General features: G+C 74.8%; 25 protein-coding genes. 17 read left to right on the forward strand and 8 right to left on the reverse strand.

Annotation, left to right across the window (positions count from 1 at the left end; genetic code table 11):
• Window positions 1–117 precede the first annotated feature (117 nt).
• Genes cobM through cobC form a run of 6 tightly spaced genes read left to right on the forward strand, consistent with a single transcriptional unit; the run spans window position 118 to window position 6,423 of the window.
• Window positions 118–936, forward strand: coding sequence for a precorrin-4 C(11)-methyltransferase (cobM, locus tag AB0L74_RS16825; RefSeq protein ID WP_365651827.1), 819 nt, complete (start codon window positions 118–120; stop codon window positions 934–936).
• Window positions 933–2,180: a precorrin-6y C5,15-methyltransferase (decarboxylating) subunit CbiE gene (cbiE, locus tag AB0L74_RS16830; RefSeq protein WP_365651830.1), complete on the forward strand. Its 1,248-nt coding sequence runs from the start codon at window positions 933–935 to the stop codon at window positions 2,178–2,180. The genes cobM and cbiE overlap by 4 nt, the downstream gene beginning before the upstream one ends.
• Complete coding sequence (cobJ, locus tag AB0L74_RS16835; RefSeq protein ID WP_365651832.1) at window positions 2,177–3,868, forward strand: precorrin-3B C(17)-methyltransferase; 1,692 nt, start codon at window positions 2,177–2,179, stop codon at window positions 3,866–3,868. The genes cbiE and cobJ overlap by 4 nt, the downstream gene beginning before the upstream one ends.
• Window positions 3,865–4,455, forward strand: coding sequence for a precorrin-8X methylmutase (locus AB0L74_RS16840; protein ID WP_365651835.1), 591 nt, complete (start codon window positions 3,865–3,867; stop codon window positions 4,453–4,455). The genes cobJ and AB0L74_RS16840 overlap by 4 nt, the downstream gene beginning before the upstream one ends.
• Complete coding sequence (locus AB0L74_RS16845) at window positions 4,452–5,372, forward strand: sirohydrochlorin chelatase (RefSeq protein WP_365651838.1); 921 nt, start codon at window positions 4,452–4,454, stop codon at window positions 5,370–5,372. Before AB0L74_RS16840 ends, AB0L74_RS16845 begins: the two co-directional genes overlap by 4 nt.
• Complete coding sequence (cobC, locus tag AB0L74_RS16850) at window positions 5,362–6,423, forward strand: Rv2231c family pyridoxal phosphate-dependent protein CobC (protein ID WP_365651840.1); 1,062 nt, start codon at window positions 5,362–5,364, stop codon at window positions 6,421–6,423. Before AB0L74_RS16845 ends, cobC begins: the two co-directional genes overlap by 11 nt.
• A 21-nt stretch (window positions 6,424–6,444) precedes the next feature.
• Here cobC and AB0L74_RS16855 read toward each other — a convergent pair whose 3' ends face one another.
• Together AB0L74_RS16855 and AB0L74_RS16860 are read right to left on the reverse strand one after the other, a co-directional pair.
• Window positions 6,445–7,398 carry an SCO1860 family LAETG-anchored protein gene (locus AB0L74_RS16855; RefSeq protein ID WP_365651843.1) on the reverse strand — a complete coding sequence of 318 codons (954 nt, stop codon included), beginning with the start codon at window positions 7,396–7,398 and terminating at the stop codon, window positions 6,445–6,447.
• A 185-nt stretch (window positions 7,399–7,583) separates the two neighbouring features.
• Window positions 7,584–8,675, reverse strand: a complete 1,092-nt coding sequence (locus AB0L74_RS16860) for an amidohydrolase family protein (RefSeq protein ID WP_365651846.1) — start codon at window positions 8,673–8,675, stop codon at window positions 7,584–7,586.
• Between the two features lie 257 nt (window positions 8,676–8,932).
• On the opposite strand from AB0L74_RS16860, the gene AB0L74_RS16865 reads away from it, so the two are divergent.
• The 5 genes from AB0L74_RS16865 (at window position 8,933) to thpD (ending at window position 13,615) form a co-directional block, all read left to right on the forward strand.
• Window positions 8,933–10,033: an aminotransferase class V-fold PLP-dependent enzyme gene (locus AB0L74_RS16865; protein ID WP_365652186.1), complete on the forward strand. Its 1,101-nt coding sequence runs from the start codon at window positions 8,933–8,935 to the stop codon at window positions 10,031–10,033.
• A gap of 342 nt (window positions 10,034–10,375) precedes the next feature.
• Entirely contained in the window at window positions 10,376–10,891 is a 516-nt protein-coding gene (gene ectA, locus AB0L74_RS16870) for a diaminobutyrate acetyltransferase (protein WP_365651849.1), read from the forward strand.
• Between the two features lie 94 nt (window positions 10,892–10,985).
• Window positions 10,986–12,257 (forward strand): diaminobutyrate--2-oxoglutarate transaminase, encoded by a 1,272-nt coding sequence (ectB, locus tag AB0L74_RS16875; RefSeq protein ID WP_365651852.1) that lies wholly within the window; start codon window positions 10,986–10,988, stop codon window positions 12,255–12,257.
• Between the two features lie 56 nt (window positions 12,258–12,313).
• Complete coding sequence (locus AB0L74_RS16880; protein WP_365651855.1) at window positions 12,314–12,712, forward strand: ectoine synthase; 399 nt, start codon at window positions 12,314–12,316, stop codon at window positions 12,710–12,712.
• A gap of 6 nt (window positions 12,713–12,718) precedes the next feature.
• A complete protein-coding gene (thpD, locus tag AB0L74_RS16885) occupies window positions 12,719–13,615 on the forward strand; it encodes an ectoine hydroxylase (RefSeq protein ID WP_365651858.1) in 897 nt (298 codons plus the stop codon).
• Between the two features lie 104 nt (window positions 13,616–13,719).
• Here thpD and AB0L74_RS16890 read toward each other — a convergent pair whose 3' ends face one another.
• The 3 genes from AB0L74_RS16890 to AB0L74_RS16900 form a co-directional block, all read right to left on the reverse strand.
• On the reverse strand, window positions 13,720–14,808 hold the full coding sequence (locus AB0L74_RS16890; protein ID WP_365651861.1) for an aminotransferase class V-fold PLP-dependent enzyme: 1,089 nt from the start codon (window positions 14,806–14,808) through the stop codon (window positions 13,720–13,722).
• 59 nt (window positions 14,809–14,867) lie between these two features.
• Complete coding sequence (locus AB0L74_RS16895) at window positions 14,868–15,581, reverse strand: DsbA family oxidoreductase (protein ID WP_365651863.1); 714 nt, start codon at window positions 15,579–15,581, stop codon at window positions 14,868–14,870.
• A gap of 76 nt (window positions 15,582–15,657) precedes the next feature.
• The gene (locus tag AB0L74_RS16900; protein ID WP_365651865.1) at window positions 15,658–16,653 is read right to left on the reverse strand and encodes a helix-turn-helix domain-containing protein; all 996 of its coding nucleotides are present in this window, start codon (window positions 16,651–16,653) and stop codon (window positions 15,658–15,660) included.
• A gap of 49 nt (window positions 16,654–16,702) precedes the next feature.
• On the opposite strand from AB0L74_RS16900, the gene AB0L74_RS16905 reads away from it, so the two are divergent.
• A complete protein-coding gene (locus AB0L74_RS16905) occupies window positions 16,703–18,106 on the forward strand; it encodes an MFS transporter (RefSeq protein ID WP_365651869.1) in 1,404 nt (467 codons plus the stop codon).
• A gap of 216 nt (window positions 18,107–18,322) precedes the next feature.
• Here the strand turns inward: AB0L74_RS16905 and AB0L74_RS16910 are convergent, their stop codons facing one another.
• Complete coding sequence (locus tag AB0L74_RS16910; protein WP_365651872.1) at window positions 18,323–19,852, reverse strand: aldehyde dehydrogenase (NADP(+)); 1,530 nt, start codon at window positions 19,850–19,852, stop codon at window positions 18,323–18,325.
• Between the two features lie 161 nt (window positions 19,853–20,013).
• On the opposite strand from AB0L74_RS16910, the gene AB0L74_RS16915 reads away from it, so the two are divergent.
• From AB0L74_RS16915 to AB0L74_RS16935, 5 genes are all read left to right on the forward strand, one after another.
• The gene (locus AB0L74_RS16915) at window positions 20,014–20,787 is read left to right on the forward strand and encodes an IclR family transcriptional regulator (RefSeq protein WP_029381853.1); all 774 of its coding nucleotides are present in this window, start codon (window positions 20,014–20,016) and stop codon (window positions 20,785–20,787) included.
• Between the two features lie 3 nt (window positions 20,788–20,790).
• Entirely contained in the window at window positions 20,791–21,261 is a 471-nt protein-coding gene (locus AB0L74_RS16920; protein ID WP_365651876.1) for a GNAT family N-acetyltransferase, read from the forward strand.
• A gap of 171 nt (window positions 21,262–21,432) precedes the next feature.
• Window positions 21,433–22,890, forward strand: a complete 1,458-nt coding sequence (locus tag AB0L74_RS16925) for a penicillin-binding transpeptidase domain-containing protein (protein WP_365651879.1) — start codon at window positions 21,433–21,435, stop codon at window positions 22,888–22,890.
• A gap of 336 nt (window positions 22,891–23,226) precedes the next feature.
• Window positions 23,227–23,793, forward strand: coding sequence for a SigE family RNA polymerase sigma factor (locus tag AB0L74_RS16930; RefSeq protein ID WP_365651881.1), 567 nt, complete (start codon window positions 23,227–23,229; stop codon window positions 23,791–23,793).
• A complete protein-coding gene (locus AB0L74_RS16935) occupies window positions 23,790–24,674 on the forward strand; it encodes a hypothetical protein (RefSeq protein ID WP_365651884.1) in 885 nt (294 codons plus the stop codon). Before AB0L74_RS16930 ends, AB0L74_RS16935 begins: the two co-directional genes overlap by 4 nt.
• A 34-nt stretch (window positions 24,675–24,708) precedes the next feature.
• Here AB0L74_RS16935 and AB0L74_RS16940 read toward each other — a convergent pair whose 3' ends face one another.
• Window positions 24,709–25,770: a dienelactone hydrolase family protein gene (locus AB0L74_RS16940; RefSeq protein WP_365651887.1), complete on the reverse strand. Its 1,062-nt coding sequence runs from the start codon at window positions 25,768–25,770 to the stop codon at window positions 24,709–24,711.
• Complete coding sequence (locus AB0L74_RS16945; protein ID WP_365651890.1) at window positions 25,757–26,866, reverse strand: pectinesterase family protein; 1,110 nt, start codon at window positions 26,864–26,866, stop codon at window positions 25,757–25,759. Before AB0L74_RS16945 ends, AB0L74_RS16940 begins: the two co-directional genes overlap by 14 nt.
• Between the last annotated feature and the right edge of the window lie 42 nt (window positions 26,867–26,908).

Genomic DNA, 26,908 nt, shown 5'->3' on the forward strand with positions numbered 1-26,908 from the left:
CCGGGTCGCGCACGTCCGACCCGGCCCGCGATGAACCCGCGTCGAACCCGTGTGGTCCGCGTGGCCGGCGTGGCCCACGTGACCCGCGTTGACTTCCGTACGAGAGGAACCGACCCCATGGCCGACACCCCCGCCGGCAAGGTGACCTTCGTCGGTGCCGGCCCCGGCGCCGCCGATCTGCTGACGTTCCGCGCCGCGCGCGCCATCGCCGAGGCCGACATCGTGATCTGGGCGGCGAGCCTGGTCCAGGAGGAGGTCCTGGAGCACGCGCGCGAGGACGCGCGGGTCCTGGACTCGGCGACGATGTCACTGGAGGACGTGGTCGCCGTCTACGAGCGGGCGCACGCCGAGGGCCTGAAGGTGGCCCGCATCCACTCCGGCGACCCGGCCCTGTGGGGCGGCACCCAGGAGCAGCTGGACCGGTGCCACGAGATCGGCATCGCCACCGAGGTGGTGCCGGGCGTGTCGTCGTTCTCGGCGGTGGCCGCGCTGGCCCAGCGGGAGCTGACGATCCCCGAGGTCGCGCAGTCGGTGGTGCTGACCCGGCTGGGCGGCGGCAAGACGCCGATGCCGCCCGGGGAGGAGGTCCGCGAGTTCGCCAAGCACGGCACGACCATGGCGGTCTTCCTGTCGGCGGCGCGCAGCGGGCAGCTGGTGCGGGAGCTGCTGGAGGGCGGCTATCCGACGACGACGCCGGTGGTGGTGGCGTACCAGGCGACCTGGCCCGAGGAGCTGGTCGTGAGGTGCACGATCGGCACGCTGGAGGAGACCGTCAAGGAGCACAAGCTCTGGAAGCACACGCTGTTCCTGGTCGGTCCGGCCCTCGACGCGCACGGCACCCGCTCGCACCTGTACCACCCGGGGCACTTCCACGGGTACCGCAAGGCCGACCCGGAGGCCCGCAGGGCGCTGCGCGCGCGGGGTGCCCAGACGTGATCACGGTCATCGGGACGGGGACCGGGGCGCCCGTGCCGGAGGAGGTCGTGGCCGGTGCCGGGCTGGTCGTCGGCGGGCGGCGGCACCTGGACGCCGTACGGCTCCCGGAGGGCGCCGGGCGGATCGTGCTCGGGCCGCTGGCACCCGCGCTGGACGCGATCGACGCGTATCTCGAAAAGGACGCGGAGGACCGGCCCGTGGTCGTGCTGGCCTCGGGCGACCCCGGGTTCTTCGGGATCGTGCGGGCGCTCGCCGAGCGGTTCGGGACGGAGCGGCTGGACGTGCGGGCCGGGGTGTCGTCGGTGGCCGCCGCGTTCGCGCGGGCCGGGCTGCCGTGGGACGACGCGGTGGTGGTCAGCGCGCACGGGCGCGAGCCGCGCACGGCGGTGAACGTGTGCCGGGCGCACCCCAAGGTGGCGGTGCTGACCGGGCCGGGGGCCGGTCCGGCCGAACTGGGCGCGGCGCTGCGGGACACCGGGCGGATCCTGGTCGTCGCGTCCGCGCTGGGCGATCCGGCGCGGGAGCGGGTGGAGCGGGTGACGCCCGCCGAGGCGGCGGCCCGGGACTGGGGTGCGGCGGTGAGCGTGGTGCTGTGCCTGGACCCCGCGCGGGCGCTGGGCGCGGTGCGCACGGTGGCCGGTGCGCCCGCCCGGCCCGCCGGCTGGGCGCTGGACGAGGCGGACTTCGCGCACCGCGACTCGATGATCACCAAGTTCGAGGTGCGGGCGCTGGCCCTGGCCCGGCTGGGTCCCCGCCTCGGCGACCTCGTGTGGGACGTCGGCGCGGGCTCCGGCTCGGTGGCCGTGGAGTGCGCCCGGCTGGGCGCGGCGGCCGTCGCCGTGGAGAAGGCGGCGGACGGGGTGGAGCGGATCCGCGCCAACGCCGCCGCGCACGGGGTGGACGTGCGGGTGGTGCGCGGGGCGGCACCGCAGGCGCTGGCCGGGCTCGCCGACGACCCCGACGCCGTGTTCGTCGGCGGCGGGGGGCGTGACCTGCCCGCGATCGTCACCGCCTGCGCGCGGCGCGCCCGGCGCACGGTCGTCGTCGCCATGGCCGCGCTCGACCGGGTGCCGGCCGCGCGGGAGGCCCTGACGAGCGCCGGGTTCTCCTGCGACGGGGTGCTGTTGCAGTCGTCCCGGCTCGCGCCGCTGCCGGGGGACGTGACCCGGCTCGCGGCGGCCAACCCCGTTTTCCTGCTGTGGGGCGTGCGGCGCCCCGCCTGTTTCGAAGGAGTTGCCCAGTGATCGGCCTCATTTCCGCCACCGCGGCGGGGGCGGCGGCGCGGGACCGGCTGGCCGCGGCGTGGCCGGACCGCACCCGCGTGTACGACGGCCCGGTGAAGGACGCCGTACGGCGGGCGTTCGCCGAGTGCGAGCAACTGGTGTGCTTCCTGGCGACGGGGGCGGTCGTCCGGCTGGTCGCGCCGCTGCTGGGCGGCAAGGCGACCGACCCGGGCGTGGTCTGTGTCGACGAGGCCGGGCGGTTCGCCGTGTCGCTGGTCGGCGGGCACGGCGGCGGCGCCAACGGCCTCGCCCGCGAGGTCGGCGCGGTGCTGGGCGCCGAGCCCGTGGTGACGACGGCGACGGACGCGGCCGGCATCGCCGGGCTGGACACCCTCGGCCTGCCGGTGGAGGGCGATGTCGCCGGGGTGTCGCGCGCCCTGCTCGACGGCGAACCGGTGGCGCTGCGGGCCGAGGTGAGCTGGCCGCTGCCGCCGCTGCCGGTCGCGGAGCACGGGCCGTACACGATCCGGGTGACGGACCGTCTCGCCGGGCCCGCCGAGCGTGAGGTGCTGCTGCGCCCGCCGTCCCTGGTCGTCGGCGTCGGCGCCTCGAAGGGCGCCCCCGTCGAGGAGGTGCTGGGGCTGGTCGAGGAGGCGCTGCGGGAGGCGGGGCTGTCCGTGCGCAGTGTCGCGGAGCTGGCCACCGTGGACGCCAAGGCCGAGGAGCCCGGCATCGTCGGGGCCGCGGCCCGGCTGGGCGTGCCGGTGGTGACGTACGCCGCCGAGGTGCTGGCCGGGGTCGAGGTCCCCAACCCGTCCGACGCGCCGCTCGCCGCGGTGGGCACACCGTCGGTGGCGGAGGCGGCGGCGCTGGCGCGCGGCGGCGAACTGCTGGTGCCGAAGCGGAAGTCGGCGGCGCGGCCCGCCATGGCGACCTGTGCCGTGGTACGGCGGCCGGCCCGCGGGCGGCTCGCGGTGGTCGGGCTCGGGCCGGGCGCCCGGGACCTGCTCACCCCGCGCGCCGAGGCGGAGCTGCGGCGGGCCTCGGTGCTGGTCGGGCTGGACCAGTACGTCGACCAGATCCGCGACCTGCTGCGGCCCGGCACCCGGATCCTGGAGTCCGGGCTCGGCGCCGAGGAGGAACGGGCGCGGACGGCCGTGGCCGAGGCCCGCAAGGGGCACGCCGTGGCGCTGATCGGCAGCGGTGACGCCGGGGTGTACGCCATGGCCTCCCCCGCGCTCGCCGAGGCGTCCGACGACATCGACGTGGTCGGCGTGCCGGGGGTCACCGCGGCGCTCGCGGCCGGGGCGGTCCTGGGGGCGCCGCTGGGCCACGACCACGTGTCGATCAGCCTGTCCGACCTGCACACCCCGTGGGAGGTCATCGAGCGGCGGGTGCGGGCGGCGGCCGAGGCCGATCTCGTCGTGACGTTCTACAACCCGCGCAGCCGGGGCCGCGACTGGCAGCTGCCCAAGGCGCTCGCGGTCCTCGCCGGGCACCGGGAGCCGGGGACACCGGTCGGTGTCGTCCGCAACGCCTCCCGGCCCGACGAGTCCAGCCGGGTGACGACGCTCGCCGCGCTCGACCCGGCGACGGTCGACATGATGACGGTCGTGACGGTGGGCAACACCGCGACCCGCCTGGTCGCGGGCCGCATGGTGACGCCGCGCGGCTACCGCTGGCAGACAGCGCGGGAGGGCGCCCAGTGAACCGTGTGGTCCATCCGATCGAGCAGGAGTCCTTCCGCCGGCTGCGCGCCCGCCTGGACACCTCGCACTTCCCGCCGCTGACCCGGGCGGTGGTGGAGCGGGTCATCCACTCCGCCGCCGACCTGGAGTACGCCTCCGACCTCGTCATGGACGAGGGCGACCTGGTGAAGGCGCACGCCGCGCTGCACGCAGGGGCGCCCGTCGTCGTGGACGTGGAGATGGTCGCCGCCGGGATCACGCGCCGGGAGACCGTGTGCCGGCTGAAGGACGCCGTCTCCGGTCCCGGGCTGACCCGTTCCGCACACGCCATGCGGCTGGCGTACGAGCAGGTCGGGCCGGGCGCGCTGTGGGTGATCGGCTGCGCGCCGACCGCCCTGGAGGAACTGCTCACGCTGGACGCCTCTCCGGCGCTCGTCATCGGCCTGCCCGTCGGTTTCGTCGGGGCGGCCGAGTCCAAGGCCGCGTTGCGCGAGAGCGGGCTGCCCGCCGTGAGCAACGTGTCCGAGAAGGGCGGCTCGGCGGTCGCCGCCGCCGCGCTCAACGCCCTGCTGTACCACCCCACCCCGTACTCCGAGGAGACATCGTGACCACCCCGCCGCCCGCCCTGCTCATCGCCGGCCATGGCACCCGGGACGAGGCCGGAGCCGAGGCGTTCCGCGACTTCGTGCGGGAGCTGGGGCGCCGCCACCCGGAGCTGCCCGTCGCGGGCGGCTTCATCGAACTGTCCCCGCCGCCGCTGGGCGAGGCGGTCGCCGAACTGGTGGAGCGGGGCGTGCGCCGGTTCGCCGCCGTGCCGCTGATGCTGGTGTCCGCCGGGCACGCCAAGGGCGACATCCCGGCGGCGCTGGCCCGCGAGAAGGAACGCCACCCCGGGATCTCGTACACGTACGGCCGTCCGCTGGGCCCGCACCCGGAGCTGCTGAACGTGCTGGAGCGGCGGCTGGAGGAGGCGCTGGGCGCGGACGGGGACCGCTCCGACGTGACCGTGCTGCTGGTCGGGCGCGGCTCGACGGACCCGGACGCGAACGCGGAGGTCTTCAAGGCGGCGCGGCTGCTGTGGGAGGGCCGCGGGTACGCCGGGGTGGAGACGGCGTTCGTGTCGCTGGCGGCGCCGGACGTGCCGAGCGGCCTGGACCGGTGCGCGAAGCTGGGCGCCGGGCGGATCGTCGTCCTGCCGTACTTCCTCTTCACGGGCATCCTGCCGGACCGGGTGCGGCGGCAGACCGAGGAGTGGGCGGCCGCCCACCCCGAGACCGAGGTGCGGTCGGCGGACGTCATCGGTCCCGAGCCGGAACTGCTGGACCTGGTGTGGGAGCGGTACGAGGAGGCCGTCGAGGGCGATCTGCGGATGAACTGCGACAGCTGCGTGTACCGCGTCGCGCTGCCGGGCTTCGAGGACAAGGTGGGGCTCCCCCAGCAGCCGCACTTCCACCCCGACGACGACGGCCATGATCACCACGGGCACCACCACGGCCACGGGCACGCGCACTCCCATGCGCACTGACGCGGAGGACGAGGGCCCGGATCTGCGGCACCACGGGGACGCCGAGGTGCGCGACGGGGGCGGGGCGCTGGTGGACCTCGCGGTCAACGTCCGCGCGGACACACCGCCGGACTGGCTGCGCGACCGCCTCGCCGCCTCGCTCGGCTCTCTCGCGGCCTACCCGGACGGGCGGGCCGCGCGGGCGGCGGTGGCGGCACGGCACGGGCTGCCGGCGGAGCGGGTGCTGCTGACGGCCGGGGCGGCGGAGGCGTTCGTCCTGCTGGCGCGGGCGCTGAAGGTGTCCCGTCCGGTCGTGGTGCACCCGCAGTTCACCGAGCCGGAGGCGGCACTGCGGGACGCGGGCCACACGGTGGACCGGGTGCTGCTGCGCCCCGCGGACGGCTTCCGGCTGGACCCGGCGGCCGTGCCCGAGGACGCCGATCTGGTCGTGATCGGCAACCCGACCAACCCCACGTCGGTGCTGCACCCGGCCGCCGCGCTCACCGCGCTCGCCCGTCCCGGGCGGACCCTCGTGGTGGACGAGGCGTTCATGGACGCGGTGCCCGGCGAGCGCGAGGCCCTCGCCGGGCGGACCGACGTCCCCGGACTGGTGGTGCTGCGCAGCCTGACCAAGACGTGGGGGCTGGCCGGGCTGCGGATCGGGTACGTACTGGCGGCGCCGGAGACCGTCGCGGAACTGCAACGGGCCCAGCCGCTGTGGCCGGTGTCCACGCCCGCCCTCGCGGCGGCCGAGGCGTGCGTGGGGCCGCGCGCGCTGGCGGAGGCGGCCCACGCGGCCCACCGCGTCGCCGCCGACCGGGCCCACCTCGTCGCCGGGCTCCGGGAACTGGCGGACCGGGGGCTGCGGGTGGCCGAGCCCGCCGAGGGCCCCTTCGTCCTGGTCCGGCTGCCGGAGGCCGCCGCCGTACGGCACCGGCTGCGCGGCCTCGGCTACGCGGTCCGGCGCGGCGACACCTTCCCCGGGCTCGGACCGCAGTGGCTGCGGCTGGCGGTGCGGGACCGGACGACGACGGACGGGTTCCTCGCCGCGCTGCGGGCGGCGCTGGGGTGAGACCGCCGGGCGGCGGCGCCGTCAGCCGCGCCTGCGGCGGCGGGCCAGGGCCAGGGCCCCGCCGCCCGCCACGACCAGGGCGAGGGCGCCGCCCGCGATGTACGGGGTCGCCGAGTCGCCGCCCGTCTCGGCCAGCCCGGGCCCGGCGGGGGCGCCGCCCTGGGGCCTGACGTCGGCGGTGGTCTCCCCGGCCGGCGCGGGCCGCTGCCCGGCCGGGGTCTCGGAGGCCGCCGGGGCCTCGGAGGCCTCCGGCGCGGCCGGGGTCGTGCAGTCGGCCGCCGCCAGGGTGACCGTGCCCCGGGCCTCGGCCACGTTCAGCTTCAGCGGATCGACCGACACCGTGAGCTCCAGGGCGGTCGCGGCGGCCGTACGGGAGGTCGTGCGGCGCTGGGACAGGTCGAGTCCCACCTCGCCCACACCCGGCACCCGCACCCGCGTCGTCCCGCCCGCCGTGAGCGTGACCTTCCTGCCGAGGACGGTCACCGTGCCCGGCAGGGTGGCGGAGGCGGCCGGTGCCTTCCCGGCCTCGCAGGTCGCCCGGGAGGTGACCTTCTCCACCTCGATGAGGGAGAGCAGCGGCAGGCCGGGCACATGGACCCTGGCCTGGACGAGGTCGGTGCGGGCCTCGGCCTTCGCCGGGGTCACCGTCGCCGTCGCGTCCGCCGCCTCGGCGCGCAGGACGCTGAAGGGCTTCCCGCCGTCGACGCCGTCCAGGCGCGCGGTCAGCGCGGTCTCGCGGGCGCTGTGCGGGGCCCGGACCTCGTTGAGGGAGACCGCGAGGGGAACCCGCACGGTCCGGTCGAGCAGGGACACGTCCAGCGCGGTGCGCAGGACGGCGGCACTCGCCCGCCCCTCGCCGCCGGTCGCGTGGGCGGGCCCGGCGCCGGCCAGGACCGCGGGTCCGGCGGCCAGGGCCATGGCCGCCGTGACGGTGACGAGGCGGCGTGCGGGCATCGGGAAGGTGTTGCCGTTCAAGGTGGTGGAACCCCCAGAGAGGACACGCGGAGACACGCGTGCGATCAGGTGCTCGGGACCCGGCAAGAATGTCTCCGCCCGCCGCCGGCCGTCAGCGATCCAGGAGTACTTCACTCCATCGTGGCGTTTCGGCGAACGTGTTCGAATCAAGCGGCACGGGCGTTCCCCGGTGTCACTCGCGTCGGCTATCCGACGACCCGCCCGTTCAGCACCACCCGGCGCGGAGCGGCGAGCACGCGCACGTCCGCGCGCGGGTCCCGCTCGTACACCACCAGGTCCGCCGGCGCGCCCTCCTCCAGGCCGGGGCGGCCCAGCCACTCCCGGGCGGCCCAGGTCGTCGCCGCCAGGGCCCGCAGCGGGGGGATGCCCGCGGTGACCAGTTCCGCGACCTCGGCCGCCGCCAGGCCGTGCGGGAGGGAGCCGCCCGCGTCGGTGCCGACGTACACCGGGATCCCGGCGTCGTAGGCGTCGCGCACGGTGTCGTAGCGGCGTTCGTGGAGCCGGCGCATATGGGCCGACCAGCGCGGGAACTTGGCCTCGCCGCCGGCCGCGAGCCGCGGGAAGGTGGCGATGTTGACCAGCGTCGGGACGATGGCGACGCCCCGCTCGGCGAAGAGCGGGATGGTGTCGCCGGTCAGGCCGGTGGCGTGCTCGACGCAGTCGATGCCGGCCTCGACCAGATCGCGCAGGGAGTCCTCGGCGAAGCAGTGCGCGGTGACGCGGGCGCCCAGGCGGTGGGCCTCGGCGATCGCCGCCTCGACCGCCTCGCGGGGCCAGCAGGCCGACAGGTCGCCGAGGTCGCGGTCGATCCAGTCGCCGACCAGCTTCACCCAGCCGTCGCCGCGCCGGGCCTCCCGGGCGACGTACGCCACCAGGTCCCCGGGCTCGATCTCCCAGGCGTAGTTACGGATGTAGCGGCGGGTGCGGGCGATGTGCCGCCCCGCCCGGATGATCTTCGGCAGGTCCTCGCGGTCGTCGGCCCAGCGGGTGTCCGAGGGCGAGCCCGCGTCGCGGATCAGCAGGGTGCCCGCGTCGCGGTCGGTCAGCGCCTGCTTCTCGGCGACCTCCCGCTCCACCGCGCCGTGCTGGTCGAGGCCGACGTGGCAGTGGGCGTCGACCAGGCCGGGCAGCGCCCATCCCTCGACGGTGCGGACGTCGCCGACCCGGACGGGACGATCGTAGGTGACGCGTCCGCCGACCACCCACAGCTCGTCGCGGACGTCCTCCGGCCCGACGAGCACCCGTCCCCTCACGTGCAGCACCGCGCGATCGCTCATGACCCGCACCTTAGACGGTGGCCCGGAGGGTCCCTCAAGGGCCGGTCCCGCGGCCGCGCTCCCGCCCGCGCCCCGCCGCCGCACGGCCGGCCCCGCGGCGGTCCTCCCGGCCGGGGCCGCCGGCACCGCGTTCCGCGCCGGCCGGCGGGCCCCCGCGCACGAGCCGGTCTCCGGCCGCGGGCGGGCCGGGGGCTGCGGCTAGTCTCGACTCCGTCCGTTTCCGTACCCCCCTTGACGTGAGCGAAGAGAGCACCGCCGTGACCCATCCCTTCCTGGACCTCGCCCCCCTGAGCGCCGACCACTTCGCCTCGATCGAGGACCGGGTGGCCCGGCTGCTCGGCACCGAGCAGGACGTCGTGATCATGCAGGGGGAGGCGCTGCTGCCGCTGGAGGGCGCGATCCGCGCGACGGCGGGCCCGGGCACCACCGCGCTGAACGTGATCACCGGGCCGTACGGCCAGACCTTCGGCGACTGGCTGCGGGACTGCGGCGCGACCGTGTACGACCTCGCCGTCCCCTACCACACGGCGGTCACGGCCGACCGGATCCGCCAGGCCCTCGCCGAGCACCCGGAGACCGACTTCGTCTCGCTGGTGCACGCGGAGGCGGCGACCGGCAACACCAACCCCGTCGCGGAGATCGGCGAGGTGGTGCGGGAGCACGGCGCGCTGTTCTACCTGGACGCGGTCGCCTCGGTCGGGGCCGAGCCGGTGCTGCCGGACGCGTGGGGCGTGGACCTGTGCGTGATCGGGGCGCAGAAGGCGATGGGCGGCCCCGCCGGGGTGTCGGCGGTCTCGGTGAGCGAGCGGGCGTGGGCCCGGATGGCGGCCAACCCGCGGGCGCCGCGCCGTTCGTACCTCTCCCTGCTGGACTGGAAGGAGCGCTGGATCGACGGCGGGCGCACGGCGCTGCTGCACGCGCCGGCGCAGCTGGAGATGCTGGCGCTGGAGGCGTGCGTCGAGCGGATCGAGGCGGAGGGGCTGGAGTCGGTGATGGCGCGGCACGCGTCGGCGGCGGCGGCCACCCGGGCCGGAGCGCTCGCGCTCGGCGGCGGGCTGGAGCCGTACGTGCGCGAGGCCCGGGACGCGGCGCCGGTCGCCACCACGCTGCGGGCGCCGTCGGGGGTGCTCGCCTCCGAGCTGGTGGCGCGGGCCCTGCGGTCCGACCCCACGCTGCCGCTGGCGGCCGGCGGGGGCGCGCTGGCCAAGGAGATGATCCGGGTGAACCACTACGGGCCGAACGCCACGCCCGGGGCGGTGCAGGGCAGCCTGGCGGCGCTGGGCTCGGCGCTGGCCGAGCAGGGGCTGGAGGTGGACCTGGAATCCGCCCGGCAGGCCGTCGAGGGCGCCTGGAAGTAGCCTCTGCCCGCCGAATTAATAACTCTTTCCGAATTTATCCGAGGCACAATTCCGCAATTCTTTTCGAGTGGCTTCCCGCCTTCTTCTGCCCGCTTCCTCCGAAGCTAAACGCGTGGATTCTGTGAACGCCGGCCGGTAGGGCGCGGGCGGGTCCCGGACCGGCGACATGGGTGTGACGTATTACACATCACGCCCATTTTGCCCCGTATTTTCCGGACAGACCACCACATAACTGCGGCCGGTCGCGTAGACACACGCACCCGCGCGATAACACGGAACACGCCTGCGCGTAACCCCATCCGGCGATGCAATTTCGAATTCCGCTGGGTAAGTTCAATTTGCATGACTGCCGCGCAAGCAGACCTGCACATCGACTCTCCGACAGTGACGGACGGAGCCGCGCTGTGGCGGATAGCCAGGGATTCGAAGGTCCTCGACCTGAACTCGTCGTACAGCTATCTGCTGTGGTGCCGGGACTTCGCCGCCACGTCGGCCGTCGCCCGCGACGAGCGCGGGCAGGCGGTCGGCTTCGTCACCGGCTATGTGCGGCCGGAGCGCCCCGACACCCTGCTCGTGTGGCAGGTGGCGGTGGACGCCGCCCACCGCGGGCGCGGGCTCGCCGCCGCACTGCTGGACGGGCTGGTCGCGCGGGCCGTGGCGGAGCGCGGCCTGTCTGCCGTGGAGACCACCATCACGCCGGGCAACACCGCCTCCGAGCGGCTGTTCACCTCGTTCGCCGAGCGCCACGGCGCCCGGCTGGAGCGTACGGAGCTGTTCGGCACGGCCCTGTTCCCCGACGGCCCGCACGACCCCGAGGTCCTCTACCGCATCGGCCCCCTGTCCGCCTCCGGCCTCTGAACCCCCCGGCACCCGTACCCCGCACCGCACGGGCCCCCGCCGGCCCCGGCCACCGACCTCCCACCGACCCTCACCCGACGAGGAGCGATCCGCCGTGACCATCACCCAGCCCGACCTGAGTGTCTTCGAGACCGTGGAGTCCGAGGTGCGCAGCTACTGCCGCGGCTGGCCCACCGTCTTCGACCGTGCGCAGGGCAGCCGCATGTACGACGAGGACGGCCACGCGTACCTGGACTTCTTCGCCGGGGCCGGCTCACTCAACTACGGCCACAACAACCCGGTCCTCAAACGGGCGCTGATCGACTATCTGGAGCGGGACGGCGTCACGCACGGGCTCGACATGTCGACCACCGCCAAACGCGCCTTCCTGGAGTCCTTCCAGAACCTGATCCTGCGCCCGCGCGACCTGCCGTACAAGGTCATGTTCCCGGGACCGACCGGCACCAACGCGGTGGAGTCCGCGCTGAAGCTGGCGCGGAAGGTGAAGGGACGCGAGTCGATCGTGTCGTTCACCAACGCCTTCCACGGGATGTCGCTGGGCTCGCTCGCCGTGACCGGCAACGCCTTCAAGCGGGCCGGCGCGGGCATCCCGCTGGTGCACGGCACGCCGATGCCGTTCGACAACTACCTGGACGGCAAGGTCCCCGACTTCCTGTGGTTCGAGCGGCTCCTTCAGGACCAGGGCTCGGGCCTCAACCACCCGGCCGCCGTGATCGTCGAGACCGTGCAGGGCGAGGGCGGCATCAACGTCGCCCGCGCCGAGTGGCTGCGCTCCCTCGCCGAGCTGTGCCGGCGGCGGGACATGCTGCTGATCGTCGACGACATCCAGATGGGCTGCGGCCGTACCGGCGCCTTCTTCTCCTTCGAGGAGGCCGGCATCACGCCGGACATCGTCACCGTCTCCAAGTCGATCAGCGGCTACGGACTGCCCATGTCGCTGTGCCTGTTCAAGCCCGAGCTGGACGTGTGGGAGCCGGGCGAGCACAACGGCACCTTCCGCGGCAACAACCCCGCGTTCGTCACCGCCACCGCGGCGCTCGGCACCTACTGGGCCGACGGCGCGGCGATGGAGAAGCAGACCCGGGCGCGCGGCGAGCAGGTCGAGCGGGGCCTGATCGCCATCACCGAGGAGAACCTCGCCGACGTCAAGGAGTACCGGGGCCGCGGCCTGGTCTGGGGCCTGGAGTTCCACGACAAGGGGCGGGCCGGCCGCGTCGCCCGGCGCGCCTTCGAGCTCGGCCTGCTGGTCGAGACGTCCGGCCCCGAGAGCGAGGTCGTCAAGCTGCTCCCGGCCCTCACCATCACGCCGGAGGAGCTGGACGAGGGGCTGGAGACCCTCGCCCGGGCGGTCCGCGAGACCGTCTGACCCCGCCCGCGGCACCCCCACCCACCCGACCCCCATCTAGGAGGCATCGCAGCACCGTGATTGTCCGTTCGTTCCAGGAGATCGAAGGCACCGACCGGCACGTGAAGGCCGCGTCCGGGACATGGGAGAGCAAGCGCATCATCCTGGCCAAGGAGAAGGTCGGCTTCTCCCTGCACGAGACGATCCTCTACGCGGGCACGGAGACGTCGATGTGGTACGCGAACCACATCGAGGCCGTCGTCTGTGTGGAGGGCGAGGCCGAACTGACCGACCAGGAGACCGGGCGGACGTACACCATCACGCCCGGGACCATGTACCTCCTGGACGGGCACGAGAGGCACACGCTGCGGGTCAAGGAGGACTTCCGCTGCATCTGCGTCTTCAACCCGCCCGTGACCGGACGGGAGGACCACGACGAGAACGGCGTCTACCCGCTGCTCACCGAGGAGGTGTGAGTCACCGTGACCACGACCGCGACCGTCACCGACCTCTACCCCAGCCGCGGCACCGCGGAGGTGTCCGTCCCCCGGCAGGACCCGGTCGTCTGGGGCGCCCCGGACACGCCCGGCCCGATCGCGCCGGCCGACCTGCTGTCCTATGAGCGCGACGGCTTCCTCGCCGTCGACCAGCTCATCACCGACGACGAGGTGGCCGTCTACCGGCGGGAGCTGGACCGGCTGGTCACGGACCCGGAGATCCGCGCCGACGAGCGCGCGATCGTCGAGCCGAAGTCGAAGGAGATCCGCTCCGTCTTCGAGGTCCACAAGATCAGCGAGGTGTTCGCGAACCTGGTGCGCGACGAGCGGGTCGTCGGCCGGGCCCGGCAGATCCTCGGCTCCGACGTGTACGTCCACCAGTCGCGGATCAACGTCAAGCCGGGCTTCGGCGCCAGCGGGTTCTACTGGCACTCGGACTTCGAGACCTGGCACGCCGAGGACGGCCTGCCCCGGATGCGCACGGTGTCGGTCTCGATCGCGCTGACCGAGAACCACGACACCAACGGCGGGCTCATGATCATGCCGGGGTCGCACAAGACGTTCCTCGGCTGCGCGGGGGCCACGCCGAAGGACAACTACAAGAAGTCGCTGCAGATGCAGGACGCGGGCACGCCCTCGGACGAGGCGCTGACCGAGATGGCCTCCGCGTACGGCATCAGGCTGTTCACCGGCAGGGCCGGGTCGGCGACCTGGTTCGACTGCAACTGCATGCACGGCTCCGGGGACAACATCACGCCGTTCCCGCGCAGCAACGTCTTCATCGTGTTCAACAGCGTGGAGAACACCGCGGTGGAACCGTTCGCGGCGCCGGTGCGGCGGCCGGAGTTCATCGGGGCGCGGGACTTCACCCCGGTGAGGTGACCGGTCCGCGCCGGTGAGGTGACCGGTGACGCCGCGCGGCCGCCGGGCCGGGACCCGTCCGTGCGGGACGGCGGGCCCCGGCCCGGTTCCGTGTGCCGGCGGCGTCAGCCGGCGCAGAGCGCGTCCAGCAGCCGGTCCGCGTCGGCCGCCGTGTTGTACATATGGAACGCGGCCCGCAGGTTGCCGGCCCGGTCGGAGACCTCGATGCCCGCCCGGCTCAGCTCCCCCTGCCGGTGGCCGAGTCCGGGCACGGACACGATGGCGGAGCCGGGCGCGGGCACCGGCTCGTGGCCCAGGGCGGCAAGGCCCCGGCGGAAGCGGTCGGCGAGGGCGACGTCGTGGGCGTGCACGGCGTCCACGCCGAGCTCCTCGATCAGCGCGAGCGAGTGCCGGGCACCGGCGTAGGCGAAGGGCGAGGGACTCTCGTCGTAGCGGCGGGCGGAGCGGGCGAGCTCCGCCACCGGGCCGTAGGTGCTGGCCCAGGGCTGTTCGCCCGCCGCCCAGCCGGCGAACAGCGGCGGCAGCCCGCCCAGGTCCTCCGGAACGACCAGGAAGGCGACGCCGCGCGGGCAGAGCACCCACTTGAAGGCGATGGTGACGACGTAGTCGAAGTCGTCCGCGGCCAGCGGCAGCCAGCCCACGGACTGGGAGACGTCGACGAGGGTGCGGGCGCCGTGGGCGCGGGCGGCCTCGCGCAGCGCCGCCAGGCCGGCGATCCGCCCGTCGGCGGACTGCACGGAGCTGACCGCGACGAGCGCGGTCTGGGGGCCGACCGACTCGGCGATCCGCTCCAGCGGCACGCTGCGCACCTTCAGGTCGCCGCGGACGTGGAAGGGGTTCACCAGGGAGCTGAAGTCACCGTCGGCGGTGAGGACTTCGGCGCCCTCGGGCAGCGAGGCCGCCACCAGACCGCTGTAGACGGCGACGGAGGACCCGACCGCCACCCGGGAGGCGGGCACCCCGGCGAGCCGGGCGAAGCTCTGCCGGCTCGCCTCCACGTCGGCGAACATGTCGGACGGCTTCCCCGCCGCGGCGCGGGCCACCGCGTCACGCATCGCGACCACGGTCCGGGCGGGCAGCAGAGCGGTGGTGGCGGTGTTCAGGTAGGTGGTCTGCGGGGCGAACTCGGCGCGGACGAGGCTGTCGAAGGAGTCCATGGGACCACTCTGCTGGCCCGGGACCTCCCCGTCCATCGCCGTTTTCCGCGCGCTTCCCCCAAGCGGTGCTTATGGAAGGCGACTGACCTGCGGTTTCACCGCTGGGGCGCCGCGCACCCGTCCGGCCCGCACGCGTCGCCGCCGTCGCCCGCGACCAACCGCACGGGCGTCCGCTCGCCCCATGCCTGGGTGAGCGCCCGGGCGAAGACCTCGGCGGGCTGGGCGCCGGAGACGCCGTAGGCACGGTCGAGGACGAAGAACGGCACGCCCCGGGCACCGAGCTGCGCGGCCTCCCGCTCGTCGGCGCGCACCTCGTCGGCGTACGCCGCGGGGTCGGCGAGCACCGCGCGGGCGCCGTCGGCGTCCAGTCCGGCGGCGACGGCCAGCGCGACCAGCCGCTCGTCGTCACCGAAGACCGAGCGCTCCTCGGCGAAGTTGGCCCGGTACAGCAGGTCCAGCAGCGCCTCCTGCCGTCCCCGCTCCCTGGCGAAGTGCAGCAGGCGGTGCATGTCGAAGGTGCTGCCGTGGTCCCGGCCCCGGGTCAGGTACGGCAGTCCCTCGGCGGCGGCCTGGGCACCGAGGTCGTCCTCACCGGCCTGCGCCTGCGCCTCGCTCATGCCGTACTTGGCGGCGAGCATGGCGAGGACCGGCTGGACGTCGTCCTTGGCGCGGCCCGGGTCGAGTTCGAACGAGCGGTGGACCACCTCGACCTCGTCCCGGTGCGGGAAGGCCGCCAGCGCCCTCTCGAAGCGGGCCTTGCCCACGTAGCACCACGGACAGGCGATGTCGCTCCAGATTTCGACGCGCATGGTCTCGGTCTTCTCCAGGTCGCACGGGTGGCGGAGCCGGCCTCCGCCCGGTACGTGAACCTCCTAGGGCCTGGTCTCATTCCCCGGCCCGGGCCAGGCGGGTGAACTGGGCGCGGTAGGCGCTCGGGGTGAGGCCGGTGCGGCGGACGAGGTGGGCGCGCAGGGAGTCGGCGGTGCCGAGGCCGCAGGCCCGGGCGACCTGGTCCATGGGCAGGGTGGTGGTCTCCAGGAGTTCCTTGGCGCGCTCGATGCGCTGGTGCAGCAGCCATTGCAGAGGGCTGACCCCGCTCTCGGCGTGGAAGCGGCGGGTGAGCGTGCGCACGGACACGCCCGCGTGCCGGGCCAGGTCGGTGAGGGTGAGCGGCTTGTCCAGGTTGCGCATGGCCCAGCCGCGGGTGTCGGCGCAGGCGGTGCCGCGCTCGGGCGGCAGCGGGGTCTGGGTGAACTGGGTCTGGCCCCCGGGGCGGACGGGGGCGACCAGGGCGAGGCGGGCGACCCGGTTGGCGACGGCGGCGCCGTAGTCGCTGCGGATGATGTGCAGGCACATGTCGATGCCGGCGGCGTAGCCGGAGGAGGTGAGGACGCGGCCGTCCTGCACGTACAGCACGTCGCCTTTGAGGTCGAGGGCCGGGTAGCGGTCGCGCAGCTCGGCGGCCAGTTCCCAGTACGTGGTGGCGCTGCGCCCGTCGAGCAGGCCCGCCTCGGCGAGCACGAAGGCGCCGCTGCAGATGGCGGCGACGCGCTTGCCGGCGCCGGCCGCGGCGCGCACGGCGGTGACGGCGCGCGGGTCGGGGACGTACCGGTCGCCGGTGCCGGCCACCAGCACGGTGTCGGCGGTGTCCACGGCGTCCAGGCCCCGGCCGACGTACAGGTCCAGGCCGCCGGTGGTGGTGATCGGGCCGGGGTCGGGGGTGCAGATGGTCACCTCGTAGCCGGGGGCGCCGTCGACGCGGGCCCGGTCGAAGAGCAGTTCCGGGATGGCGAGGTTGAACATCGACACCCGGGCGGGCGCGACGACGGCGACGCGGTGGGGTGTCCGACGCTGCGGCATGGCCAGAACCTCCGGTTGCATGGCATTCAGGCCACTACTGTAGGCCGTTCGTGATCTTCAGCATGGAGACATGAGTACGCATCACCCGGTCAGGGGAGCCCGCATCGCCGCCTCTCGACCCAGCGGATACGACGAGGGGTTGGGGGACCGGAGGCCCTCCCCCGCGCTGACCCTGGCCGCCGCCCTCCTCGGCTTCGCGCTGATCACCCTCGACGCGTCCGTGGTCACCGTGGCCCTGCCCGCCGTCGGGGGCACGCTCGGCGGCGGGATGACCGGCCTCCAGTGGGTCGTGGACGCCTACACCCTGGCGTTCGCCGCGCTGATGCTGTCCACCGGCGCCTTCGCCGACCGGGCCGGGGCGAGCCGGGCGTACGGGATCGGCATCACGGTCTTCACGCTCGCGTCGGCCGCGTGCGGGCTGGCCCCGGACCTGGGCTCGCTGATCGGTGCGCGCGTGGCGCAGGGCGTGGCGGCGGCCGTCGTGCTGCCCGCCTCGCTGGCGCTGGTGCGGCAGGCGTACCCGGAACCCGCCCGCCGGGCCCGGGCGGTGGCCGCGTGGGCGGCGGGCGGGTCGGTGGCGGTGGCACTCGGCCCGGTGGCGGGCGGTGCGCTGACCACCGCATGGGGCTGGCGGGGCATCTTCTTCATCAACCTGCCGCTCGGCGCGGCGGCCCTGCTGCTGCTCGTCCGGGCCCCGAAGTCGCGGCGCCGTCCGGCGCCGCTGGATTTGCCGGGGCAGGTGACGGCGGTCCTCGCCCTCACCGCGCTCACCTTCGCGGTGATCGAGGGCGGCGTGCGGGGGCTGGTGGCGCTGGGGATGGCCGTCGTGGCGGCGACGGCGTTCGTCCGGATCGAGGCGCGGCAGCCGCACCCGGTCGTCCCGCTCGGCCTCTTCCGCGACCGGAACGTCGCGGCGGCGGTCGCGGCGGGGGCATCGTGCAGCGTGGCGTTCTACGGTGTGGTGTTCGTCTTCTCGCTCTTCTTCCAGCAGGCGCAGGGCCGCTCGGCGCTGTACGCGGGGCTGATGTTCCTGCCCATGACGGGGCTGATCGCGGTGACGAACGTGGTGTCGGGCAAGCTGGCCGCCCGCCACGGGGCCAGGCTGCCGATGCTGGCGGGCCAGGGGCTGGCGGCGCTCGGGCTGCTGCTCCTGCTCGGCGTCGGCGAGGACACCCCGCCGCCCGTGGTGGCCGCGCTGCTCGTACCGATGGCGCTGGGCTGCGCCCTGACGGTCCCGCCGCTGACCGCCGTCATGATGGACGCGGTGCCGGCCGAGCGGGCGGGGCTGGCGGCGGGTGTGCTCAACGCGGCGCGGCAGGTCGCCGGAGGGCTCGGCGTCGCCGTGTTCGGGACGCTGGTGTCCGGCTCCTTCACCGGCGGAATGCGGGCGAGCCTCGGCGTCAGCGCGGCACTGCTGGCGGTGACGGGTCTGCTGAGCCTGCGTCTCGGGGGCCGTCCGAGCGGCTCGCCCTGAGCGGGGACGGCCGTACGCCCGCTCCGCCCCCGCGGGAGGCCCGGGAGCCCGGCGGGGTCCGTGCTCCTCCTCCCCTGGGCGCGGCGCGGCGAGGGCGGCCCCGTGACCGCGGGTGCCGCGGCGTCCGCCGTGGGGGGCCGCGCGCGCCCCGGCGAAGGCGCCCGGGCGCACCCCGCGGGGGCACCCGGGCGCGCCCCGCAGGCGCACCCCCGGGGGTTACCGCTCCAGGCGCCCGTTGAACCGGCGCGGCAGGCCGAGCGGGTTGTCGTCCCGCAGCTCCGGCGGCAGCAGCGCCTCCGGCGTGTTCTGGTAGGCCACCGGCCTCAGCCACCGCTCGATGGCGGTGCCGCCCACCGACGTCGACGTGGAGGTCGTCGCCGGGTAGGGGCCGCCGTGGTGCTGCGCGGGCGCCACGGCGACGCCGGTCGGCCAGGCGTTGACGAGGACGCGCCCGGCGAGCGGGGTGAGCTCGGCGAGGATCTCGGTGCCCCGGCCCTCCCCGGCGGCCTCCCGCTCGGACAGGTGCACGGTCGCGGTGAGGTTGCCGGGCAGGCGGGTGAGGACGGAGCGGACCTCCGCCTCGTCCTCGTAGCGGGCCACCACGGTGACCGGGCCGAAGCACTCCTCCAGCAGCAGGTCGTGCGCGCCCTCCTCGGCCAGCCGGCTCGCCGGGACGGTCAGGAAGCCGGGGCTGACGGTGTGCTCGTCGCCCGCGCCCGGCGTCACCGGGGCCTCCACGTCGGGGAGCTGGGCGCGCTCGGCGACCCCGGCGACGAAGTTGTCGCGCATGCGGTGGTCGAGCAGGACCCCGGCCTCGGTGCCGCCGACGGTGTCGGTCAGGGACTTCAGCAGGCGGTCACCCGCGTCGCCGGAGGGGGCGAAGACCAGGCCCGGCTTCACGCAGAACTGGCCGACGCCGAGCGTCATCGAGCCGGCCAGCCCCGAGCCGATCTCCTCGGCGCGCTCCGCCGCGGCGGCCTCGGTCACGAGGACCGGGTTCAGCGAGCCGAGCTCGCCGTGGAAGGGGATCGGGACCGGGCGGGCGGCCGCCGCGTCGAAGAGTGCGCGGCCCCCGCGGACCGACCCGGTGAACCCGGCCGCGGCGATCAGCGGGTGCTTGATCAGCTCGATGCCCGCCTCGAAGCCGTGCACCAGCCCCACGACGGCCTCGGGGATGCCGTGCCGGGCCGCGGCGCGGCGCAGCACCGCGGCGACCCGCTCGGACAGGGCCGGGTGGTCGGGGTGGGACTTGACCACGACCGGGCAGCCCGCGGCGAGGGCGCTCGCGGTGTCGCCGCCGGGGACGGAGAAGGCGAAGGGGAAGTTGGACGCCGAGTAGACGGCCACGACGCCGAGGGGCACCTTGTAGCGGCGCAGGTCCGGGACGGGCGGGGTCGCCGTGTCGTCGGGGTGGTTGATGACGACGTCGAGGAAGGCGCCCTCGTCGACGATGTCCGCGAAGGACCGCAACTGGTAGCAGGTGCGGGCGAGTTCGCCGGCGAGCCGGACGGGGCCGAGCGCCGTCTCGGCGTCGGCGGTCTCGACGAGTCCGTCCTTGGCCGCCGCCAGCTCCTCGGCGGCGGTGCGCAGGAACGCCGCGCGGACGCCGCGGTCGGCGAGGGCGCCGCGCGCGTCGTGCGCGGCCCGGACGGCGGCGTCCACCTCCTGGGCTGTGGCCTCCACCGCAACCTGTTCACGCTGCTTCCCGGTACGCGGGTCGACACTCCAGACTGGTGCTGCTGCCACCGTGGGCCCTCCCTACTGATGCCGCAGGCGAATCGCTTGCCATGCCGCAGGATGTACGTCGTCCACCAGGGGCGTTCGATATACTGAACGCTGTCTCTGATGATGAATGGCTGTCGGAGACTATATCTCCAGCTTCCCGTCGAACGAAGGGGTCAACGGCGATGTCGGCAGGCGAGACAGGCGGCGGAGCACAGGTCAAGTCCGCGGTGCGGACCGTGGAACTGCTCGAGTACTTCGCCGGGCGTCCCGGCATGCACTCCCTCGCTGCGGTCCAGGAGGCGGTCGGGTACCCCAAGTCGAGCCTGTACATGCTGCTGCGCACCCTCGTGGACCTCGGCTGGGTCGAGACGGACGCGACGGGCACCCGGTACGGCATCGGGGTGCGGGCGCTGCTGGTCGGCACCTCCTACATCGACGGCGACGAGGTGGTCGCCGCGGCGCGCCCGACGCTGGACCGCCTCTCGGACGACACCACGGAGACCATCCACCTCGCCCGCCTCGACGGCACCAACGTCGTCTACCTCGCCACCCGCCAGTCCCAGCACTACCTGCGCCCCTTCACCCGGGTCGGCCGCCGGCTGCCCGCGCACTCCACCTCCCTCGGCAAGGCGATCCTCGCGACCTGTTCCGACGAGCAGGTCCGCAAGATGCTCCCCGAGACGCTCCCGGCGCTGACCGAGAACACGATCACCGACCGGGAGAAGCTCATCGAGGAGCTGCACCAGGTGCGGGAGCAGGGCTTCGCCGTGGACCGCGAGGAGAACACCCTCGGGCTGCGCTGCTTCGGCGTGGCGATCCCCTACCGCACCCCCGCGCGGGACGCGATCAGCTGCTCGGTGCCAGTGGCGCGGCTGACGCCGGCGCACGAGCAGATGGTGAAGGACGCGCTGTTCGACGCGCGGGACCGGCTGACGCTGGCGACCCGGAGGCTCTGAGCCATGCGGGTGGCGCTGCGCGAGGTCCACGACAGCGACCTGCCGGTGTTCTACCGGCAGCTGAACGACCCGGAGTCCCTGCGGATGGCGGCCTTCACCCCCGAGGACCCGGCCGACCGGCACGCCTTCGACGCCCAGTGGGCCCGGCTGCGGTCCTCCGCGCGCCTCGTGCGGACCATCCTCGCCGACGGCGACGTGGTGGGCAGCGCGGCGGTGTACGGGGAGCCCGGCGAGCGCGAGGTGACGTACTGGGTGGACCGGGCGTACTGGGGCCGCGGCGTGGCGACGGCGGCGCTGCGCCGCGTGCTGGCGGAGGTGCCCGAACGCCCGCTGTACGCGCGCGCGGCGGCGGACAACGCCGCCTCCCGGCGTGTGCTGGAGAAGTGCGGGTTCCGCCTCACCGCCCGGGCCCGCGGGTTCGCGCAGGCGCGCGGTGCGGAGATCGACGAGGTCGTGCTGACGCTGGAGGGCTGAGCCGCCCCCGCGCCGTCCCGGGCGCGGCCGCCGGGGCGGGCCGGTGCCCGTCCGGTCCGCCCCGGCGGTCGCGCCCCGCCCGTCGGGCCGCACCCGTTCTTCATGAACGGACGATGAGAAATCGGTCCGGAAGGGAACGATTCGCTCCCGTCCGTTCGTCTTCTGGGCGGGATGAACAAGACGATCAGGCGCGCATCGGTCTTCACGCTGCTCCTGGTGCTCGCTCTGCTGGTCAGGGCGACCTGGGTGCAGTTCTACCAAGGCCAGGCGCTCGCGGACGACAAGGACAACCGGCGCAACGCGATCGAGACGTACGCGGAGCCGCTCGGGAACATCGTCGTGGCCGGCGAGGCGGTCACCGGCTCGGCGCGGACGAAGGGCGGCGACCTCGCGTACAAGCGGACGTACGAGGACGGCGAGCTGTACGCGGCGGTGACGGGCTACGCCTCGCAGGCGTACGCCCCGACGCAGCTGGAGGGCATCTACCAGGACCTGCTCAACGGCACCGACAGCCGGCTGAAGACCGTGCTGGACACGGTCACCAACAAGCGGGCCGACCCGGGCGGCGTGGTCACGACGATCGACCCGGAGGTGCAGAAGGCCGGGTACGAGGCGCTCGGGGACAAGAAGGGCGCGGCCCTCGCGATCGACCCGAAGACCGGCCGGATCCTCGCGGTGGTCTCCACGCCGTCGTACGACCCGTCGGCGCTGACCGACGCCAACACCGCCGGGCAGGCGTGGAAGCGGCTCAACGCCGACCCGGACAAGCCGCTCACCAACCGGGCGCTGCGCCAGCCGCTGCCGCCGGGCTCGACGTTCAAGCTGGTCGTCGCGGCGGCGGCGCTGGAGGACGGGCTGTACAGCTCGGTCGACCAGCCCACCGACAGCCCGGACCCCTACCGGCTGCCGGGCACGGTGCGGGACCTGACCAACGAAAACCCCAACGCCCCCTGCGAGAACGCCACGATCCGCACCGCGCTCCAGTACTCCTGCAACAACGTCTTCGCCAGGATGGCGGTGGCGCTGGGCCAGGACAAGGTCAAGGCGATGGCCGAGAAGTTCGGGTTCAACGACGAGGCGCAGGACGTGCCCGTGCGCGCGTACACCAGCGTCTACCCCTCGGACATGAACGACTCCGAGACCGCTCTGACGGGCATCGGCCAGTTCGACGTGACGGCGACGCCGCTCCAGATGGCCATGGTGTCCGCCGCGATCGCCAACGGCGGCAAGCTGGTCGCCCCGCACATGGTCTCGCAGATCACCGACAGCGGCGGCGACGTGCTGGAGAACTACGACGACGACCCCGGCACCAAGGAGGTCGTCAGCTCCGCCACCGCCGGGCAACTGGAGTCGGCCATGCGGACGGTGGTCGAGAAGGGCACCGGCTCCAACGCGCGGATCGCGGGCGCGACCGTGGGCGGCAAGACGGGCACGGCGCAGCACGGCGAGAACAACAGCAAGACGCCGTACGCCTGGTTCACCTCCTACGCCACCTCGGACTCCTCCGGCGAGGAGGTCGCCGTGGCGGTCCTGGTCGAGCAGTCCGACGCGGCCCGCTCGGAGGTCAGCGGCAACGGGCTGGCGGCGCCGGTGGCCAAGGCGATGATGGAGGCGGCGCTGAAGAACTGAGGCCCGTCGTCCACTCCCGTCTGCCCCAGGGGGCGCCCGCGCAGGGCGCCCCCTCTTTCATCCCCTGGCGCCGGGCGGGCGCGGCCCCGGTACTCTCCCGTCCCCTCGCGCCGGGCGGGCGCGGCCCGGCGCTCTCCCCTCCGGCCTCTCCCCCGCCCCGGTGAACCGGTCGCAGATCCTTTCCGTGGTACGGAGTCGGGCCGCCTTCGGGTTCGGTCTGCCATACGGCGTTCGAAACACCGTACAAACACGCGGTGAACGCTGCTACAGTTCCGGATCTCGTCCCGGCGCACGGCTGTTCGACGCCGGGGAAGCCGCTGCGAGGAGTGACCGCTCGTGGGGACAGTCGTCGACGACGCCGCTTCCGCGGAGTTCCGCGCCTTCTTCGAGCGCCACTACGCCGAACTGTCCCGGCTCGCCCATCTGCTGACGGGTGAACCGGACGCCGCCGACGACCTGGCGGCGGACGCGCTGCTGGCGCTGTGGCACCGCTGGGACCGGGTCCGCGCCGCCGACCACCCGGCGGCCTACGCCCGGGGCGTGGTCGCCAACCTGGCCCGCACCCGCGTGCGCAGCGCGGTGCGCGAGCGCCGCCGGGTCGCCCTGTTCTGGTCCCAGCGCGAGGAACGGACCGAGAACCCGGACGTGCCCGGCGTCGTCGACGTGCAGGAGGCGCTGCGCCGGCTGCCGTTCCGCAAACGGGCCTGCGTGGTGCTGCGGCACGCCTTCGACCTCTCCGAGCGGGACACCGCGCTCGCCCTGGGCGTGTCGGTGGGTACGGTGAAGAGCCAGACGTCCAAGGCAATGGCGGAACTCCAGCGGCTGCTGGGCACGCGCCACGTTCCGCAGCGGGTGCGCGTGGCCATGGTCCGCACCGGTGAGGCCGGAGGAAGGAACCGATGACCGTGCGGCGGGACGTGCACGAGGATCTGCGTGCCCGGCTGCGCGAGGCCGCCGCGGCGCGCGAGCCCGACCGCGCGCGCATCCGGGCCCGGGTCGAGCGCGGCATGGCGGGCGCGGCGCCTCCGGCTCACCGGGCGGCACGCCCCCGGGCGGCCGGCTGGGCCCGGGTGGCCGGGGCGACGGCCGCGGTGGCGGGCGTCCTGGCGGTCGCCGGCTACGCGGTCGCCTCCGCGCTGGGCAAGGGCGCTCCCCCGCAGCGCACGGTCGCCGTCTCGCCCACCCCGACGCCGGTGCCCACGCCGACTCCGACACCGACGCCGTCGTCCGGGCCGTCCCAGGAGGCCACCGGCCGCACGCCCGTGCCGCCGGCCGGTCCGGCCTCCGGCACGGCGCCGGAGGCCACCGGGCCGAGCGCGCCGCCCGGGCGGCGCCCGCCCTCCCCCGGCGGCGTCGCGGACGGCCCCCTGTGGTCGGACGGATCGGTGGACCCGCACAGCCATGAGTTCTGGGCGCAGAGCAACATCACCCTCAGGACCGGGGTACGGCTGACCGCGCTCACCGTGCGGCTGGAGATCCGGCAGACGGGCGGCGTCTCCGCCACCGGCGCCTGGCGGTCGCTGCCCGAGGACGACTTCACCCTCACGGTCGGCGAACGCGACGGCTTCCTCGTCTACACCTGGGCGCTGAAGCCGGGCCGCACGGTCCCGGCGGGCGAGTGGATGTTCGCCGGGCAGTACGACCACGAGCGCGGCGGCCGGGACGCCACGGGCGACCGCTACACCGCGACCGCCACCACCGCGGCCGGGGCGCGGCGGCTCGCGGTGGAAGGCGACTTCGCCGCCCGCGGTGCCGCGGCCCCGGCCGACGGGGACGGGACCTGAGAACACGTCACCCACGGGGTTCCCCGCGGCCGCGTCACAGGACGCGGTCCAGCCAGGCGAAGACCTCCTCCTGCATGGGGCGGGTGAAGACATGGCCGACGCCCGGCCACATCCGCGTGCGCAGCCGCTCCCCGGCGTGGCGGGACTCCCACACGGCGCGCATCCTGGCGTGCGCGGCCCGGACGCCGTCGGGTGTGAACAGCGGGTCCCGCTCGCCGTGGAGGAACAGCATCGGCCTGGGCGCGGCGATGCTCGCCACGTCGGGGAGGTCCAGGTGGCGGGCGAGCCCGGGGTGCAGCATGTGGAAGGCCGACTGGCCGCGCAGCGTGTTGCCGCCGGGCACCATCAGCTCCTTCAGGCCGGTCATCCAGCACACGCTCGCCGCGGCCGTGACGGCGTCGCCGAGCGCGGCGGTCTGCCAGGCGCGGTAGCCGCCCAGGGAGAATCCGAGGGCCGCGACGCGCCCGGCGTCCACCCGGTCCAGACCGGCGAGGAAGGCGGCGGCCCGGACGTCCTCGCGGGCCAGCAGACCGGCGAGCGAGCTGCCGAGGTGGTAGAGGTTGCTCGCCAGGGCCTGCTGGCGTTCGTAGGCGAGGGGGCCACGGTCGCCCCAGCCGAGGGCGTCCAGGCAGAGCACGGCATAGCCGCGCCGGGCCAGCTCGTCGCCGACGAAGCGTCCGCCGTAGCAGCGGCCGGCCCACTGGCGGGCCGAGGCGAGCCGGGCGTCGTCGTACCAGGGCCGGACCAGTTTCTCCTTGCCGATGTCGAAGCGGGAGCCGTGGTCGTGCAGGAGGAGGACGGCGGGGAAGGGGCCGGTGCCGTGCGGGGTGAGCAGGGCACCGGGGACGCGTGCGTAGCGGGTGAGGGAGACGGTCACCCGCTCCCGGGTGTAACCGTTCGCCTCGGAGCGTTCGGTGAACTCCGGGGCGTACGGGGTGTCGTCCTGCCGGTCGACGAGGAGCAGTTCCTCGACCCGGGCGCGGGCGGTGCGGCGCCAGGTGTCGAAGTCGCGGATCGGCGAGGTGGCCCAGGCGAGCGGGAAGCGCAGCTCGTCCTTGAGTGCCTGGTGGAAGCCGGGGAGGTCACCGGCGAGCATCCGGCCGCCAGTCGCCCAGGTAGACCGCGCGGGTGTGCGACGCCGCCTGGGCGCGGGTGAGCTGGGGCCGGTTCTCGGGGACGGTGACCACGGCGCCGGGGCCGGTGTTGCGGTACTCCGAGAAGCGCATGCTCTGCCAGGGGTGGGCGTCCCGCATGTTGGCGTAGGGCGCGACCGCGTCGATGCCGGGGCCGAGGCGGGTGTCGCGGACGATGAGCATGGGGTGGGCGGTGAGGTCGGAGCTGGGCACCCAGGGGCGGGCCAGCTTGTAGAAGCCGTCCGGGGCCTCGCTGGTGATCCGGCTCTTCGTCACCAGGAAGCCGCGCGGGCCCGCGCCCGCGGTGGAGGGGGCGAAGACGAAGCCGTAGGGGGCGCCGGACAGGTCGGTGCGGTTCAGGGTGCGGAAGTGGCAGTGCTCGAACACCGCGGTGGCCCGGCCGAAGACGAAGTCGACGTCGCCCTCGATGTGGCAGTGGGCGAAGTACTGGCGGGCGAAGTGGCTCAGGTGCCGGGTGTCGGCGTACAGGGTGTCCTGGTGGCCGAGGAAGCGGCAGTGGTGGAAGGCCGAGCGGTCGCCCTGCGCCTTGAGCGCGACGGCCTGGGTGCCGCTCACGCCGGGGTGGTCGGCGCGCAGCCAGTCGTTGGCGAAGGTGATCCGGTGGGCGGTGAAGCCGTCGGCCTGCACGGTGACGGTGGCGGAGCCGCTGGTGCCGTAGGTGCCGCCGCCGGGCTTGGGGGTGCCGGCCGCGTTGTCGTACACGATCACCACGTCGCGGGGGTCCGCGCCGGCGCCGATCCAGGTGGCGTCCGTGCGGGTGGCGTCGACGGCGACCGTCTCCCGGTAGGTGCCTGGGGCCAGGACCAGGATCCGGCCGCTGCCGGACGCGGCGGTCACGGCGGCCTGGACGGAGGTGAAGTCGCCGCGGCCGTGCGGGTCGACGTACAGCGTGCCGGGGGTCAGGCGGGCGGCCGGGGAGCCGTACCGCCCGAAGGGGCGCGGGCCGGCCGTGGCGGGGCCGGCCGCGAGGCCGAGCGCGGCGCCCGCCCCGGCGGCCGTCAGCAGGAGGGCTCTGCGGGAGAGGGAGGGTCGGTGCATGCGCGTGCTCCTTGGGGGTGCGGTCCGCCGGGCCGGGGCGGT

The sequence above is a fragment of the Streptomyces sp. NPDC052020 genome (assembly GCF_040680575.1).
In the GTDB taxonomy this organism is placed as follows: domain Bacteria; phylum Actinomycetota; class Actinomycetes; order Streptomycetales; family Streptomycetaceae; genus Streptomyces.